Source organism: Piscinibacter sp. PDB1-1, from assembly GCF_056675995.1.
In genome coordinates, this window is the sequence record NZ_JBWVZJ010000002.1 from 403,327 (window position 1) to 418,574 (window position 15,248).

Annotated in this window: 9 protein-coding genes; 1 reads left to right on the top strand and 8 read right to left on the bottom strand. The window is 66.2% G+C overall.

The annotated features are described in order from the left end of the window. Positions 1-4 precede the first annotated feature (4 nt). The 5 genes from AC1KAR_RS13585 to AC1KAR_RS13605 are packed head-to-tail and all read right to left on the bottom strand — an operon-like array spanning position 5 to position 3,844. Entirely contained in the window at positions 5-1,303 is a 1,299-nt protein-coding gene (locus tag AC1KAR_RS13585) for a dihydroorotase (protein WP_480318513.1), read from the bottom strand. A gap of 24 nt (positions 1,304-1,327) precedes the next feature. Next, positions 1,328-2,284 (bottom strand): aspartate carbamoyltransferase catalytic subunit, encoded by a 957-nt coding sequence (locus tag AC1KAR_RS13590; RefSeq protein WP_480318515.1) that lies wholly within the window; start codon positions 2,282-2,284, stop codon positions 1,328-1,330. 3 nt (positions 2,285-2,287) lie between these two features. After that, positions 2,288-2,788 carry a bifunctional pyr operon transcriptional regulator/uracil phosphoribosyltransferase PyrR gene (pyrR, locus tag AC1KAR_RS13595; RefSeq protein WP_480318517.1) on the bottom strand — a complete coding sequence of 167 codons (501 nt, stop codon included), beginning with the start codon at positions 2,786-2,788 and terminating at the stop codon, positions 2,288-2,290. A 58-nt stretch (positions 2,789-2,846) separates the two neighbouring features. Then, positions 2,847-3,257, bottom strand: a complete 411-nt coding sequence (ruvX, locus tag AC1KAR_RS13600) for a Holliday junction resolvase RuvX (RefSeq protein WP_480318518.1) — start codon at positions 3,255-3,257, stop codon at positions 2,847-2,849. Further along, complete coding sequence (locus AC1KAR_RS13605) at positions 3,254-3,844, bottom strand: YqgE/AlgH family protein (protein ID WP_480318520.1); 591 nt, start codon at positions 3,842-3,844, stop codon at positions 3,254-3,256. Before AC1KAR_RS13605 ends, ruvX begins: the two co-directional genes overlap by 4 nt. 35 nt (positions 3,845-3,879) lie before the next feature. On the opposite strand from AC1KAR_RS13605, the gene AC1KAR_RS13610 reads away from it, so the two are divergent. Further along, the gene (locus tag AC1KAR_RS13610) at positions 3,880-5,343 is read left to right on the top strand and encodes a cryptochrome/photolyase family protein (protein WP_480318522.1); all 1,464 of its coding nucleotides are present in this window, start codon (positions 3,880-3,882) and stop codon (positions 5,341-5,343) included. 90 nt (positions 5,344-5,433) lie between these two features. Here the strand turns inward: AC1KAR_RS13610 and AC1KAR_RS13615 are convergent, their stop codons facing one another. The 3 genes from AC1KAR_RS13615 to AC1KAR_RS13625 form a co-directional block, all read right to left on the bottom strand. After that, positions 5,434-6,465, bottom strand: a complete 1,032-nt coding sequence (locus AC1KAR_RS13615; protein WP_480318525.1) for a GGDEF domain-containing protein — start codon at positions 6,463-6,465, stop codon at positions 5,434-5,436. A 34-nt stretch (positions 6,466-6,499) separates the two neighbouring features. Beyond that, positions 6,500-12,808, bottom strand: a complete 6,309-nt coding sequence (locus AC1KAR_RS13620) for a hybrid sensor histidine kinase/response regulator (protein ID WP_480318527.1) — start codon at positions 12,806-12,808, stop codon at positions 6,500-6,502. An 84-nt stretch (positions 12,809-12,892) separates the two neighbouring features. Beyond that, on the bottom strand, positions 12,893-15,214 hold the full coding sequence (locus AC1KAR_RS13625) for a methyl-accepting chemotaxis protein (protein WP_480318529.1): 2,322 nt from the start codon (positions 15,212-15,214) through the stop codon (positions 12,893-12,895). Positions 15,215-15,248 lie beyond the last annotated feature (34 nt).

The window sequence follows — 15,248 nt, forward strand, 5'->3', positions numbered from 1 at the left end:
GCGCTCAGCCCGCCTCGAAGGCGACGTGGCCACCCACCAGGGTGTAGCGCACGCGGGCGGGCAGTTCGTAGCCCGTGAACGGCGTGTGCTTGCCCTGGCTCTTGAGCGACGCAGACTGCACCGTCCAGTGGGCCTTCGGGTCGAACACGCAGACATCGGCCACGCCCCCCTCGACCAGCCGCCCCGCACTGGACGAGAGCGAGCCCAGCGCATCGCCGAGCACACGCACCGGCTCGCTGGTGACCTTGCCGAGCGCCTTGCGCAACTCCAAGCCCTGCTCCTCGCCCCACTTGAGGGCCAGGCTCAGCAGCAATTCGAGCCCGGTCGCGCCTGGCTCGGCCTCGGCGAAGGGCAGGTTCTTGGCGTCCTCATCGACGGGCGTGTGGTCACTGACGAGCGCATCCACCGTGCCATCGGCCAGGGCCGCACGAATCGCGTCGCGGTCGCGCTGCTGGCGAAGCGGCGGCGTGAGGCGCATGGCGGCGTTGAAGTAGCCGATGTCGACATCGGTGAGGTGCAACTGGTTCACGCTCACGTCGCAACTCACCGGCAGGCCCTCGGCCTTGGCGCGGCGCACGAGCTCGATGCCCGCCGCGCTGCTGAGCCGGCACAGGTGAACGCGCGCGCCCGTCACGCGCATCAGCTCGAACAGCGTGTGCAGCGCGATCGTCTCGGCGATCACCGGGACGCCCGACAGGCCCAGGCGCGTGGCCAGTGCGCCGCTGGCTGCCACGCCCTTGCCGAGGTAAGCATCCTGCGGGCGCAACCACACGGTGTAGCCGAAGGTCGAGGCGTACTGCAACGCGCGCTGCAGCACCATGGTGTCGGTGAGCGGCACCTCGGCCTGCGAGAAACCGACGCAGCCGGCTTCCGTCAGCTCGGCCATCTCGGTCAGCACCTCGCCCGTCAGGCCGCGCGTGAGCGCCCCAAGCGGGTAGACATGCGAGTGGTTGAGGTTGCGCGCGCGGAACTTGAGCATCTCGACCAGGCCCGGCTCATCGAGCGGCGGGTCAGTGTCGGGTGGGCACACCAGGCTCGTCACGCCGCCGGCCACGGCCGCGGCCATCTCGGATTCGAGCATGCCTTCGTGCTCATGCCCCGGCTCGCGCAGGCGCGCGGCCAGGTCGACCAGCCCTGGCCCGACGACCAGGCCCGTGGCATCGATGGTGCGTGTGGCGCGGAAGCCGGGGTTGACGGTGCCACCCAGAGACACGATGCGACCGGCTGCGATCGCCACGTCGCCCACTTCGTCGCGGCCGCTCGCCGGATCGACCACCCGCCCGTTCTTGATCAGGACTTTCATCTTCTTTTGTTCTCCGCTCCGGGATCAGGCGTTGTTGCCCGCGATGGTCGACATGACCGCCATGCGCACCGCGATGCCGAAGGTGACCTGCGGCAGGATCACGCTCTGCTTGCCATCGGCGACCGCCGAGTCGATCTCCACGCCGCGGTTGATGGGGCCCGGGTGCATCACGATGGCGTCGGGCTTGGCGTAGGCCAGCTTCTCTGGCGTGAGGCCGTAGTTCTTGAAGAACTCACCGGCGCTTGGCAGCATCGCGCCGCTCATGCGTTCGTTCTGCAGGCGCAGCATGATGATCACGTCGGCACCCTTGATGCCTTCGACCATGTCGTGGCACACGCGCACGCCCATTTCCTTCAGGTCGCCAGGCACCAGGGTCTTGGGGCCAACGGCGCGGATCTCGGGCACGCCGAGCGTGGAGAGTGCGTTGATGTCGGAGCGCGCCACGCGCGAGTGCACGATGTCGCCCACCACCGCCACCGTGAGGTTGGTGAAGTCCTTCTTGTAGTGGCGGATCGTGTACATGTCGAGCAGGCCCTGCGTCGGGTGCGCGTGGCGGCCGTCACCGGCGTTCACCACGTGCACGTGCGGCGCGCAGTGCTGTGCGATCAGGTAGGGCGCACCGCTCTCGCTGTGGCGAACCACGAACATGTCGGCATGCATGGCCGAGAGGTTGGCGATCGTGTCGAGCAGGCTCTCGCCCTTGGCCGCACTCGACTTGGCAATGTCGAGGTTGATCACGTCGGCGCTCAGGCGCTTGGCGGCGATCTCGAAGGTGGTGCGCGTGCGCGTGCTGTTTTCGAAGAAGAGGTTGAACACGCTCTTGCCGCGCAAGAGCGGCACCTTCTTCACCTCGCGGTCGTTCACGCTCAGGAACGTGCCGGCGGTGTCGAGGATGCCGTGCAGCACCGCGCGTGGCAGGCCTTCGATGGAGAGCAGGTGAATCAGCTCGCCGTGCTTGTTGAGTTGGGGGTTGCGTTGCATCGCTCAGGTCTGTCCTTGGATGTCGAAACTGAAGCGGCCGTCGTCGCTGCGGGCGAGCCGCAGCTTGTGCTCCTTTGGCAGCGTGATGCGCGCCGCCGAGTAGGCGGGGTGGATGGGCAGTTCGCGGCCGCCGCGATCGACCAGCACGGCAAGCGTCACGCTCTCCGGGCGGCCGAAGTCGAACAGCTCGTTGATCACGGCGCGCGTGGTACGGCCGGTGTAGAGCACGTCGTCGATCAGCACGATCGGGCGCCCATCGATCTCGAATGGCAGCTTGGTGGGGTCGGCATTGCTCAGGCCGCGCGACGAGAAGTCATCGCGGTGCAGCGCGCTGGAAATCACGCCATGCTCGCCCGCGAGTTTCAGATCGCGCTGCAGGCGTTCGGCCAGCCAGGCGCCGCCGGACCAGATGCCCACCAAGGCCGTGTTGGGTTGAAGCAAGCCGCGCACGCCCGACAGCAGGTCGGCGTACAAGGCCTCGGCGTCGAGGTGCAAGGTGCTCATTGGCAAACCTCCGTGCGTGGCACTGCGGTAAGAGCCCCTTCGGGCGGCCGGGCGTGGCTCATGGCAAGTCTCTCAAGAACTGCTCCAGGATGATGGCGGCAGATGCCGCGTCCACGTCGCGCGCGCCGTGGGCATGGGCTTCTGTGGTGCTGTATCGCTCGTCGACTTCGTGCACCGGCAGCTTGAAACGGCCGTGCAGCTGTCGCGCGAAGCGCCTCGCGCGGGCGGTATTGTCGTGCGCCGCGCCGTCGGGGTGAAAGGGCACGCCCACGACAAGGGCGTCGGGCTTCCACTCGGCGATCAAGGTGCCCAAGGCGGCAAAGCGCGCATCGCCCTCGGCGGCCACGCTGCGCAAGGGAGTGGCCGTGCGTGTGACGGTGTTGCCACTGGCCACACCCACACGCTTCGTACCGAAGTCGAAAGCGAGAAATGAGCGGGGTGAGCTTGTGGACACAGCCAACAAGCTCATGCGTGCCCTGCCTCTTGGCTGAGCATGCGGGGGTCGATGCCCAGCAGCGAGAGTGCCTTGTCGTAGCGCTGCTCCACCGGCGTGTCGAAGATGATGCCGGGTTCGGCACTCACATTGATCCAGCCGTTTCGGGAGATCTCTTCTTCCAGCTGGCCGGCGCTCCAGCCGCTGTAGCCCAAAGTGACCAGGATCTTCTTCGGGCCCGCGCCGTTGGAGAGCGCCTCCAGCACGTCCTTGCTGGTGGTCATCTCCAGGCCGCCAGGGATCTGCAGCGACGAGTTGTAGTGGCCACCGCTCTCTTCGTCTTCGCCGCCCAGGCGCTCATGCAGCACGAAGCCGCGTTCGGTTTGCACAGGCCCGCCGAAGTAGACCGGCACATCGGCGAGGTCTTCGCGGTCCAGCGTGAGCTCGACCTTCTCGAACAGGTTCTTGAGCTTGATGTCGATCGGCTTGTTGATCACCAGGCCGAGCGCACCTTTGTCGGTGTGCTCGCACATGTAGATGACCGCGCCGGCGAAGGTGTCATCGGCCATGCCGGGCATGGCGATGAGGAACTGGTTGGTGAGGTCGATCGCGGCACCGGGCATGGGGCGCATTTTATTCCTGCGGCACACTGCCCCGGATGGAAAAGGTTTTGGACTCGGCCCTGGTCTGGTTCCGGCGTGACCTGCGCGCCCACGACCACGCCGCTCTCTTCCATGCGCTGAAGGTGGCACGCAAGGTGTGGTGTGCCTTCGTCTTCGACCGGAACATCCTCGACGCCCTGCCGCGCAGCGACCGGCGGGTCGAGTTCATCCTCGACAGCGTGGCCGCGCTCGACGCCGATCTGCGCACGCTGAACCCCGAGTCGGGCTTGATCGTGCGGCACGGGGTCGCGGTCGACGAGATCGCGCAACTGGCCGCGCAGCTGCATGTGCAGGCTGTCTACGCCAACCACGACGACGACCCCGTCGCCCTGGCGCGCGACACCTGCGTGCGCGGCGCGCTCGCAAACATCGGGGTCGCGCTGCACACCAGCAAGGATCACGTGGTCTTCGAGCGACAGGAAGTGCTCACGGCCAGCGGCACGCCGTTTCGGGTGTTCACCCCGTACAAGAGGGCGTGGCTCGACAAGCTCGACGCCTTCTATCTGAAGCCCTACCCCACTCACACCTACGCAGAGAGCCTCGCCCCCTGGCCCGAAGACTTCAGCCGCGGACTGCTCAGCCTGGACGAGATCGGCTTCTCGCCCACCAACCTGCATGACTTGAAACTCGGCACCGGCAGCGCGGGCGCTCGCGAGGGGCTGACGGAGTTCTTGACCCGCATCGAGCGCTACGACACCGCGCGTGACTACCCTGCGGTGAAGGGGCCGAGTTACCTGTCGGTTCACTTGCGCTTCGGGACGCTGTCGATTCGTGAACTCGCCCACGAGGCCGCGACGCGATCGAACCTGGGGTCGAGTGGATCGGCGACGTGGCTGTCCGAACTCATCTGGCGCGATTTCTACCATCAGGTGCTGCACCACCACCCGCGCGTGGTGGATGCCAGCTTTCGGCCGGAGTACGACGCGATCAAGTGGGAACACGGCAAGCATGCCGACGCCTTGTTCGCCGCCTGGTGCGAGGGCCGCACCGGCTACCCGCTGGTCGACGCGGCCATGGCGCAGATCAACCAGACGGGCTACATGCACAACCGCCTTCGCATGGTCGCGGCCAGCTTTCTGGTGAAGGATCTGGGCATCGACTGGCGCCGGGGCGAACGCTACTTTGCGCAAACGCTCAACGATTTCGATCTCGCCGCGAACAACGGCGGCTGGCAATGGGCGGCGTCGACAGGCTGCGATGCTCAACCCTACTTTCGAATCTTCAACCCAGTGAGCCAGAGCGAGAAGTTCGACGCCGAAGGCAAGTTCATCCGGCGCTACCTGCCGCAACTCGCGAAGCTGTCAGACAAGGCGATTCACGCACCATGGCTGGCGCGGCCGAACGATCTGGTGGAAGCCGGCGTGCGGCTGGGCGACAACTACCCGGAGCCCATCGTGATGCACGAAGAAGCCAGAGCAAAAACGCTTGCGCGCTACGCAGTCGTGAAGCGAACAGAGTGAAGCGCCAGATCAAGCAACGCCCGCGGAGCCGGCTCTGCCGGTCCGCCAGGTGGCGCCCCTTGGGGCAGGAACTTGAGCGACTGGGGGGCCCTAGAAAAGCTCGACGTCACCGATCTTGGACTCATCGGCCAGGTCGCCACGAGCGACGAGCACGGCATGGCTTTGCACCTGATTGCGCCCATGGCCCTTCGCGAAATACACCGCCTTGTCGGCGCGCTCGAATGCGGCGCTGGGGGTGTCACCCGGCATGACCTCGGTGAAGCCGATGCTGATGGTGATCTGACCCACCTGCGGGAAGGCGTACTGCACCGTGTTGTTGCGCATGCGTTCGAGCGCGGCGCCGGCATCCTGCTCCGACGCGCAGCGCATGAGCACCACGAATTCCTCGCCACCAAAGCGGTACAGCCGGTCGTGGAATCGAAAGCTGCTGCGCATCAGGCGTGACAGCAGCAGCAAAACCTCGTCCCCGATCAGGTGACCATAGGTATCGTTGACCGCCTTGAAGTGATCGATGTCGATCACGCCGAGCCAGTGGCGATGGCCTCCCGCCATGAGGCGGCGCTCGTCGGCGCCAGCGGCCGGAAACCCCGTCGGCTCGCTGGTGGCCTTGAGGAAGCTTTCGTCGAAGGTCTTGCGGTTCAGCAAACCCGTGAGCGTGTCGCGCTCGCTGTAGTCGAGCAGCGCCTGGAAGTTGCGGTAGATCCGCAGGATGCTGCCCACCATGCGGCGCGATTCATCCTTGAGCGGCTCATCGGTCTCGATCTCCATCACGCCGACCACGTCGCGGTCCGTGCTGACGGGGAAGAGGCTCAGGCTGGGCTGCCCTGGCACGCTCAGCACGGCAGCCTGGCCTTTCAGAGCCAGGGCGCGCTCTGGGTGGCGGTCGAGCGGGGGCAGTGCATCCAGGTCGACCCAGGCGGGGTCCGCCGTCGCCACGGCGTCGTGTTCCCCCAAGCGAGCGCGCGTGATCCAGCGCTCATTGCCGGCCTCTCCCACGCAGCGGTAGATGGCCACCGTGCGCGGGCGCAACATGTCTCGCAGCGCACCGACCAAGGTCACGTCGAGAAGGTCTCGATCGCGAAAGCCAGTCAGCTCGGCGAGGTGGTCGACGAGTTCTGACATGGCTGGGTCACGCCCCGGGCGATCACGCGCCCGGTCAGACCGGCGTGGGTGTCGCCGTGTAGCGGCCGATCAGTGCGAGCAGGTCTTCTTCGGCGTACGGCTTGCCGAGATAGTGGTCGACACCCAGTTCGGCCGCGTAGTCGCGGTGCTTCTGCGCGATGCGCGAGGTGATCATGATCACCGGCAGGCTGCGCAGACGTGAATCACCGCGGATATTGCGCACGAGATCGAAGCCGTCCATGCGGGGCATTTCGATGTCGCTGAGCACCACCTGCGGCAGTTCTTCGGCGAGGCGTTCCAGGGCTTCGATGCCGTCCTTGGCCAGGACCACGCGGTAGCCTTCGCGCACCAGCAGGCGCTGCGTGACGCGGCGCACCGTGAGTGAATCGTCGACCACCAGCACGGTCGGCGCCTGAAGCACTGCAGGCTCCTGCGCGACCATCGGCACGAGCGGCTCGTGCGCCGGGGCGGCCAGCGATGCCAGCGTCGCCAGGCGGGCGCTCTCGCCATACAACGTAGCCAGGGCCACTGGGTTGTAGATCAGAGCAACCGAGCCCGAGGCCAGCAGCGTCATGCCGGCAAGACCCGGCAGGCGCGACAGCTGCGGCCCGAGGTTCTTCACCACCACTTCCTGCGTGCCCAACACTTCGTCGACGTGCAGCGCGATGCGTTGCTGCGCGCTGCGCACGATGATCACGGGGCGCGTGCGGCCGACCAGCTCCTGGCTGCGCGGGCCTTCTTGCAGCAGCGAACCGAACCAGAAGAACAGCAAGGAGCGCTCACCCAAGGCGTAACTGCCGCTGGCATAGGCGTCTTCGAGCTCCTTGGTGCTGGCGCGGCGCACGATCTCGATCAGCGTGGCCGGCAGGGCCACCACGGTCACACCGCAGCGGACCATGACCACCTGCGTCACAGCGGTCGTCAGCGGCAGCACGAGCTTGAAGCTGGTGCCCTGGCCGGACGAAGTGGCGGTCTCGATGCGGCCACCCATCGCGTTGACTTCGGAGCGCACCACGTCCATGCCCACGCCGCGGCCGGCGAGTTCGGTCACGGTGTCGGCAGTCGAGAAGCCCGGCGTGAAGATCAGGTTGGCCAGGTCGCCCGGGCTGTGCTCTTCATTGGCCTGGATCAGGCCCATGGCCAGACCCTTGTCGCGAATGCGCTGCAGGTTCAGGCCGGCACCGTCGTCGCGGAACTCGACACCGACTTCGTTGCCTTCCTGGTGAACGGCGATGACGATGCTGCCGGCAGCCTCTTTCGATGCGGACGAACGTGCTTCGGGTGATTCGATGCCGTGCGTGACGCAATTACGCAGCAGGTGTTCGAACGCGGGCGTCATCCGGTCGAGCACGCCACGATCGATTTCGATCGAGCCGCCAACGATGTCCAGACGCACCTGCTTGCCGGTTTCCTTGGCCGCAAGGCGCACCACGCGGTAGAGACGATCCGACAGGCTTTCGAACTCGACCATGCGGGTACGCAGCAGGTCGTCTTGCAAATCGCGGGTCAAGCGCGCCTGGGCAGCGAGTTCGTCTTCGGTGGTTTCAAGCGTACGGGTCAACGTGCGCTGCACCGTGGCCACGTCGTTCACCGACTCGGCCATCATGCGGGTCAGCTCCTGGAAGCGCGTGAAACGGTCGGATTCGAGCGGATCGAATTCTTCCTGCGCTGCCTTGGCAGCTTCCTGCCGCGAGATCATCTGCGTCTCGGCCTGGAACTCGATGTCGCGCAGTTGCAGTCGCAGGCGCTCCAAGTTGTCGGTCAAGTCGCCCAGCGAGCCACGAATGTTGCCGACTTCGGCTTCGATCCGCGAACGCGTGATGCTCACCTCACCGGCCTGATTGACCAGACGCTCGAGCAGCGGGCCGCGAACGCGCACGGCAGCGTTGGAGGCCGCGACACCGCGGTCCGACGCCGCTTCGGCGGGGCCCTCAGCGTGCGTGGCGGCAAAGCGTGCCCAGTCGATGTCTGTGACCGGGGCGCTGGATGCGGCGGTACGCGAGACGGCGGGGGCGGCGACCGGGGTCGCGTCGACAACCACAGGCACCTCCGCCATCGGCGTCTCGGTGGCTGGGGCCAACACTGGTGCCGTCGGCGGCACGGGTTCGAGCACGGTCGCTGCGGGCGGCACCCAGGCAGCGGGGGCCGCAGCGGGTGGCGGCACCTCGTCCAGTGCCGCATGAACGGAGTCCTCTGCCTCGGCATAGGCCTGGGCATCACGCGAGCGCAAGGCGTCGAAGGTTGCCGACAGGGCGTCGGAGCGAGCCTGCAGCGCTTCGACGTCGGCCGCGCTCGCAACCGGTTGAGCCAGCAAGTGTTCGATTAACGTTTCGAGGCGGTGGGCCATTTCGCCCAATCGCATGGCACCTGCCAAGCGCGCGCCACCCTTCAGCGTGTGCAGCGTGCGCATGCATGCGGCGGCCGGGCCGTTGTCGGTGGGCCGGCGTGCCCATTCGCGCAACTTGCCGTCGAGTTGCGGCAGAAGTTCTTCGGCCTCTTCCTCGAAGATCGGGAACAGCTCGGCGTCGACCGCATCGACCGCGTCGATGTCGTCTTCGCCATCGAGCGCATCGGCACGCACCGGCGTGGCACGGCCAGCGTCGAGCGGCAAGGGGGCCAGTTCCTTGAACTCGGCCTGACCCAATGCGCCGGCGTGGGTGTCCAGGCCTCCGAATGCACTGTCGACATGAGCGACCAGCGCCTCCGAATTGGCAACGGTCAAGGGCGCGGGCCGCGAGCGGCGGTCCAACGGCTCGGGCGTCGTATCAGGGGCGGCTTCAGGCGTAGGAATAGGTTCGTCGAAAACCTCCGGCACCTCGAGCATCTGCGGCTCGGGGATCGGGTCCGGCTCGGCCGGGGCGGGTTCCGGCTCGACGGCCGCGGCGTACGGATCCGGCAAGGCGTCAGCGGCATTCGCCGCTTCGAGGCGGCGTGCCGACTCGATCTCGTGCTCGGCCAGGCGTTGCAGCAAATCAGGCGACACAGGCTTCAGGAAGCCAGCGGCGAACTGATGCAACAGGCGACGGATTTCTTCGGCCGAGTCGACGAACAAGCGCGCTTCGTCAGGCGTGCCATGGCCGATGGCGTGAGAACGCATCAGAGCGTGCTCGACCAGGCGGGACAGGTGGGACAGGTCCGAGAACCCCACGGTGGCCGAACTACCGGCCAGCGAGTGCGCCATGGCGACCGTCATCTCACCAACCGGGCGGTGCAGTTCCATGCCCCATTCGGCGACATCGGTCGTCAGGCGGCGCGAGAGTTCGTCAGCCTCGTTGAGGTAGATGTTGAACAGCGGAATGCTGATGCGCAGGTCGCCAACCACCTTGACCTGGTCGTCATCGGGCGGCGTCACCGGCAGCGTCTCGGCGGCCGGCTCTTCCACGAGCTCGGGCGCGGCAATGGCTTCCACCACTTCGACCACGTCGGGCGCGGGTACTTGCCCGTCTGCCCCGAACAGCTTGTCGTCCAGGTCGAGTTCGATCATCTCGACCGACTCGGCTGCAGGTACGCTCTCTTCGACGATCGGGGCCTTGGCTTCTACGACGGTCGGCGCTTCAATGAAGACCGACTCCGATTCGACTACCGCAGCATCAACGAGCGGGGCCGCGGCCGCGGGGGCCGCCCAGGGTTTTGGGTCGTCGAAAGACCCCAGGTTGAGGTCGAACGAAAGCTCCGGCATGGCGGCCGCGGCGGGCGCAGCAGCTTCCGGGGCCACCGGTGCAGCAGCAGGAGTGAGATCGAGGTCTTGCGCGCTGGGCAGGTCAGGCGGGAACGACAGCGACACCAGCGGCAGATCGGCTGCCGGCGAAGGTGTGATGGCCGGCACCTGCTCACCCCGCGCGAGCGCGTCGGCGGCATCCTTAACGGGCGCGGCGCTGAAGGCGCTCGGCTGCGCGGCCGCAATGGCTTCGACCCAGTCGCCGAAGTAGCTCAGCGCGTTGTTCGAGAAGCTGAGCAGAGCGGGGTCTGCCGCCTTCTGCTCGGCGAGCCAGCTGTTGTAGACCTGTTCGCAGACCCAGCCCGCATCGCCGAACTCCTTGAGCCCGACCATGCGCGAACTGCCCTTGAGGGTGTGGAAGGCGCGGCGAACGGTGGTGAGCTGTTCGATGTTGGCGGGCGAGTTGGCGAGTTGCGCCATGGCGCCCTGCGCGGTTTCGATGACCTCGCGCGCTTCCTCCAGGAAGATTTCGCGCATTTCCGGGTCGTCGCCCAGGTCGGTGGCCATGCTCGTGGGCGCGGTGGAAAGCGGCGCGGGTGGCGGTGGCGCCACCACGAGCTCAGGCTCCAGCGCCACGGGCTCGCTTGCCGTGTGGACGAAATCGGCCAGCGCTTCGGACAGCTGCTCCCGCGCAGCTACCACTTGCTCGGGCGCCGTGGCGCTCTCGAGGGCGGTCTGGGCCTGCTCGACGGCGGCCTGCAGTTCGGGCTGCGCGGCGGCCTTGGCTTCCACCGAGAGGTGCTCTAGATTGCGAGTGACTTCGTCGAGCGGCACACGGTCACTCACGGCGGCGAACGCAAGCGATTGAGCCTGCTCGATCAGGCGCGGCTCGACCGGTGGCGCTGCTGCGGTCGGCACGGCAAGGTTCGAGGCGCTGCGCGCTGCCGCGCTGCGACCCATCAGCGGGCTGAGCGTTCCGGCCTGCGCATCGAACACGAACAGCGACTTGGCCATCTGCGGCTGCACGCTGAGCATGTCGATCAGGAAACCCAGTGCACCCAGGTTGCTCGCAAGGCGGTCGAAAGTGCCCGCCTGGATGATCAATTGAGGATCGACTTCGGTGGCAAGCAAGCCATCGACGTCGTCGCGCATGCGCAAGACGGCATGCGCGGCCTGGTCCATGCCCAGGACCGAGAGCACACCGCGCATCGAACCCATCAGGCCCGGGACCGGGGCGAGTACGTCGCGCTGGGTCGGGTTGCGGAAGAACTGGTCGATGTGCGTTTCAGCCTCGGACAAGGAGGCACGCAGCTCCTGCACGACGCTGCCCATCGTCTGGCGATCGGACACGCGGCGGTACAACTCCTCCATCCACGCTTCGAGCGGGTCGGGGGTGTGGCCGGCGCGTACCGATGCGATCCGGTTGGCCAGGCGCTGCACGCGCGGGCCTTCATCGGGGTTGTCGAAATCGCCATCTTCGAGCGACGCTTCGAGGTACAGGACGCTGGTCGCGACTTCCATCGCGAGTGCCGGCTGCGGCGAGGTGCCGGACTGCACCGTCTGGGCGATCGCCTGGTTCAACTCATCGGCCAGTACGTCGCCATTCGGATAGAGACGCTTGAGCGACTCGCCCACCAGAGAGAACTGCTCGGCCAGGCCGCTCATGCGGTGCATCTCACCGCCGGCGATGGCAGACCATGCGTCCTTGGCGCTCGCCACGCGCTTGCGCGCCTGGGCGATCATGGTCGGGTCGAATCGGCCGAGGCGATTGACTTCGTAGTCGGCAGGCACGTACTGCGCCAAGCCATATGCCTGGCGCACCGACGCCAGGCGCGGCGCCTTGCGACCATCACCCGGCGAAGCGCTTTGCGCGCAGAAGAAGAGCAGGTCCTGCGCCAGGCGTTCGGACACATCCGAATCGCCGCGCTCGAACACGCGGAACTGCGCCAGAAGCCGCGACGCAACGCGCTTGCTGAACAAGTCAGCCTTGAGCAGGCCCTGGCCTTGGCTCTCGAAGAAGGCAGAAGCCAGCTTCCACAAGGTGGCAGCCGGCATGCTGGAGGAGCCTGCGCCGAGACCCGCGCAGATGTCGCCCATCGCGAGGGCGGCCTTGGCGTTCTCGCCGCGCATGAGCAGAAGCAACTGCTTCTCGACGTCACCGCGAGTCTTCTCGTCAGTGGCGATGGGTGCGACGCCGGATTCGTTCGCCAGATCCATCCAGCGCCAGTCGACCGACCACAGGTCGGCAGGATGCACGCGGTCGGCGCCGGCCAGCGTTTGCACGGCCTGGTAGCGCGGGAACAAGGCGAGCGGCGACACGGACTTGCCCGACAGCAGGCGCTGCAGGTAGTCCAGGAGCGCGAAGGACGCGTGTTCGATCGTGTCGACATCGGCCGACGTGAGCTTCTCGGGCTTGGCCACGAAGCGCTGGATAGCGGCTTCACTGGCGCGCAACACCGTGGCCACGGCGGGCAGACCGACGAGTTCCAGGGCACCGACGCCCTGGTGAATTTGCTGGCGAGCGGTGCGCAGGACGGCCGGGTCGACGGCATCGACATCGGAGCCGCTGACCGATTCGCTTTCCTTGACGAAGCGGCGCAGGGCCTTGTGGGCGTTGTCGAGCGAGCGGCGCAACTCCTCCTGCACCCACGCCAGCGAACTGAGGTCGTCGCTCATATGGCTCATGTTGTCACCCGTCGTCGCGTGGCTGTCCATTCGATACCTTGTTGTCGAGTCAGAAGCTGCGGACCACTCCGCAGGCGCTGTGGATCAACCGATCTTGAATCGAGCGACCGACTGCTTCAGTTCTTCAGCAGTACGGGACAGTTCGCGCACCATCTGTGCCGTGGAACGCGTACCTTCACCGGTCTGCTCCGTCACCGCGAAGATGTGCTGAATGTTGGCAGCCACCACGTTGGCGGATTCGGCTTCGCGGGAGGCTTGCGACGAAATCTGCGAAATCAGGTCGGCGAGCTGGCGCGACACGCGGTCGATGTCGCCGAGCGCGTTACCTGCCGCGTCAGACAGTCGGGTACCTTCCACCACACCCTGCGTCGAACGTTCCATGGCGCCCACCGCATCCTGCGTGTCGGTCTGAATGGTCTTCACCAGGGCCGCAATCTGGCGGGTTGCATCGCCGGAGCGTTCTGCAAGCCGCTGCACTTCTTCCGCAACCACCGAGAAGCCCCGGCCGGCTTCACCGGCCGATGCCGCTTGAATGGCGGCGTTCAGTGCCAGCACGTTCGTCTGTTCCGTAATGTCGGAAATCAGTTCGGTGATTTCACCAATCTCCTGGGACGACTCGCCGAGTCGCTTGATCCGCTTGGAGGTCTCCTGAATCTGATCGCGGATGGAGTTCATACCGCCGATCGTGTTTTGCACCGCGGTCAGACCAGACTCAGCAGCCTGCAGCGACTGACGCGCCACCTGAGCCGTTTGCTGGGCCTGTGCCGACACTTCGTTGATTCGGCTTGCCATCTGGAGCACCGACTCGCCAGTTTCGCGAATTTCGCGCAGCTGTTCGTCGGACGCTGCCAGCAGTTCGGTCGACGTAGCTTCCACCTGCTGCGTCGTCTCGGTCACCCGGCCTACCGTACCTTGCACCTGAGACACCAGGGTGCGAAGTTCTTCCACCGTGTAGTTCACCGAGTCGGCGATGGCACCCGTGATGTCTTCCGTCACGGTGGCTTGTTGCGTCAAGTCACCTTCAGCAACCGTCTGCAGTTCGTTCATCAATCGCAAAATGGCGGCCTGGTTGGCGTCATTGACGCGCTTGGCCTCTTGCTCCTGGCGTTCGGCTTCGAGCTGCTGCGATTTCGCTTGGCTTGCGCGCTGTGCCTGGTCGTTCACGTACAGCTTCAGCAGACCGGCACCACCGGCGGCCAGCAGCACCGCGAAAATCAGCAGGGCCGTCAGTGCGGAGCGGCTGAAGCCGGTTTCCGAACCCAGGCGTTCCTGAACGGTTTCGAGACCTTTGCGCAGCGGTTCGCTGTCCGCAATGATCGCGGCCTGCGCTTCACGCGCTGACACCAGGCCTTGCAGGTTGCCCAGAATGGAACCGGCTTCGTTGCGGGTCTCTTCGTACTGCTTGAGCAGGGCTTCCAGGCGTTCCTTGGTCTGCGGCTCCTTGGTGCCGGGCAGGCGCAGCTCCTGGTTGCCGTTGAGCAGGCCGTCAGCGATTTCGCGGAAGGAGTTCAAGTCCTTGCCGAGCAAGAACACGGCTTCCGGCGACACGCCTTCCATGGTCAGGAATTCGTTGGCCGACTTGCCGATACGCTGCGTCAACATCACCAACTGGCCCACGGCCGACAACTCGGCCGGCGAGGCATCTTGCTGCAGCTTGAGCGACGAGACCGTCTCGGCGATCTCCAGCAGGTCGGACGACTGGCGGTTGATGGTGCGCAAGGCCTTGCCCACCTGCGTCAGGATCTTTTCCTGGCCCAGCACGGTTTTCGCGTTCTTTTCCGCGGCGTCGACCAGCGGAACCATCGGCTTGAGCGCCTCTTGCACGGAGCTCGGGGCGACCTCGATGCCGCCGTCGCCGTTGGCCAGGCCGCGCACGCTGCGCGCCAGCACTTCGGTACTTTCCTTCACCTCAGGGAAGGCCTGCGGGGAGCCGATCAGCGCCTGCGACACCGACTTCGCCAGCCGCTGCGACTGCATCAGCGCCTGACCGGAGGCCGCCACCTGCGCCGAGCCCTTGGCTGCGGAGTTCAAGGAGTAGATCGTCATGCCGATCAGGCCGACGAGGCCGAGGCCGACCATGCCGAGCAAGATGCGCTGCTGCGTCGCGACCGGCTGCTTGCCGATCAGCGGCAGGCCGGTTGCGCCGGTTGCTTCAGCGCCGTCTGCAGGCAGGCGGGTCTCGGAGAACTCGGCGATCTCCGAGGGCGCAGCCTCGGTGATGATCGACGAATCCATGTGCACCGTGCGGGCAGTCGCCGGGTCTGCGGCAGCTCCGCCGACGGGCGCGCCGTCGAAGACGGGGCGATCCAGGGCCATGGCGTCGTCGTAGATCACCGAGTTGTCGGGGTCCAGCGCATTCGAATCGCGGCCCTTGCCCATGCCTTTGATCTTGTCCAGGAAGCTCATATGTTCCTCGTTCCGTCTTATCTCAATTCACTAT

What these genes read in the sequence shown, in the direction of transcription:
- pyrR (WP_480318517.1), bottom strand. Translation starts at nt 2,788, where the DNA reads ATGAGCACCTTGCACCTCGACGCCGAGGCCTTGTACGCCGACCTGCTG.
- AC1KAR_RS13625 (WP_480318529.1), bottom strand. Translation starts at nt 15,214, where the DNA reads ATGAGCTTCCTGGACAAGATCAAAGGCATGGGCAAGGGCCGCGATTCG.
- AC1KAR_RS13605 (WP_480318520.1), bottom strand. Translation starts at nt 3,844, where the DNA reads ATGCCCGGTGCCGCGATCGACCTCACCAACCAGTTCCTCATCGCCATG.
- ruvX (WP_480318518.1), bottom strand. Translation starts at nt 3,257, where the DNA reads ATGAGCTTGTTGGCTGTGTCCACAAGCTCACCCCGCTCATTTCTCGCT.
- AC1KAR_RS13610 (WP_480318522.1), top strand. Translation starts at nt 3,880, where the DNA reads ATGGAAAAGGTTTTGGACTCGGCCCTGGTCTGGTTCCGGCGTGACCTG.
- AC1KAR_RS13620 (WP_480318527.1), bottom strand. Translation starts at nt 12,808, where the DNA reads ATGAGCCATATGAGCGACGACCTCAGTTCGCTGGCGTGGGTGCAGGAG.
- AC1KAR_RS13585 (WP_480318513.1), bottom strand. Translation starts at nt 1,303, where the DNA reads ATGAAAGTCCTGATCAAGAACGGGCGGGTGGTCGATCCGGCGAGCGGC.
- AC1KAR_RS13590 (WP_480318515.1), bottom strand. Translation starts at nt 2,284, where the DNA reads ATGCAACGCAACCCCCAACTCAACAAGCACGGCGAGCTGATTCACCTG.
- AC1KAR_RS13615 (WP_480318525.1), bottom strand. Translation starts at nt 6,465, where the DNA reads ATGTCAGAACTCGTCGACCACCTCGCCGAGCTGACTGGCTTTCGCGAT.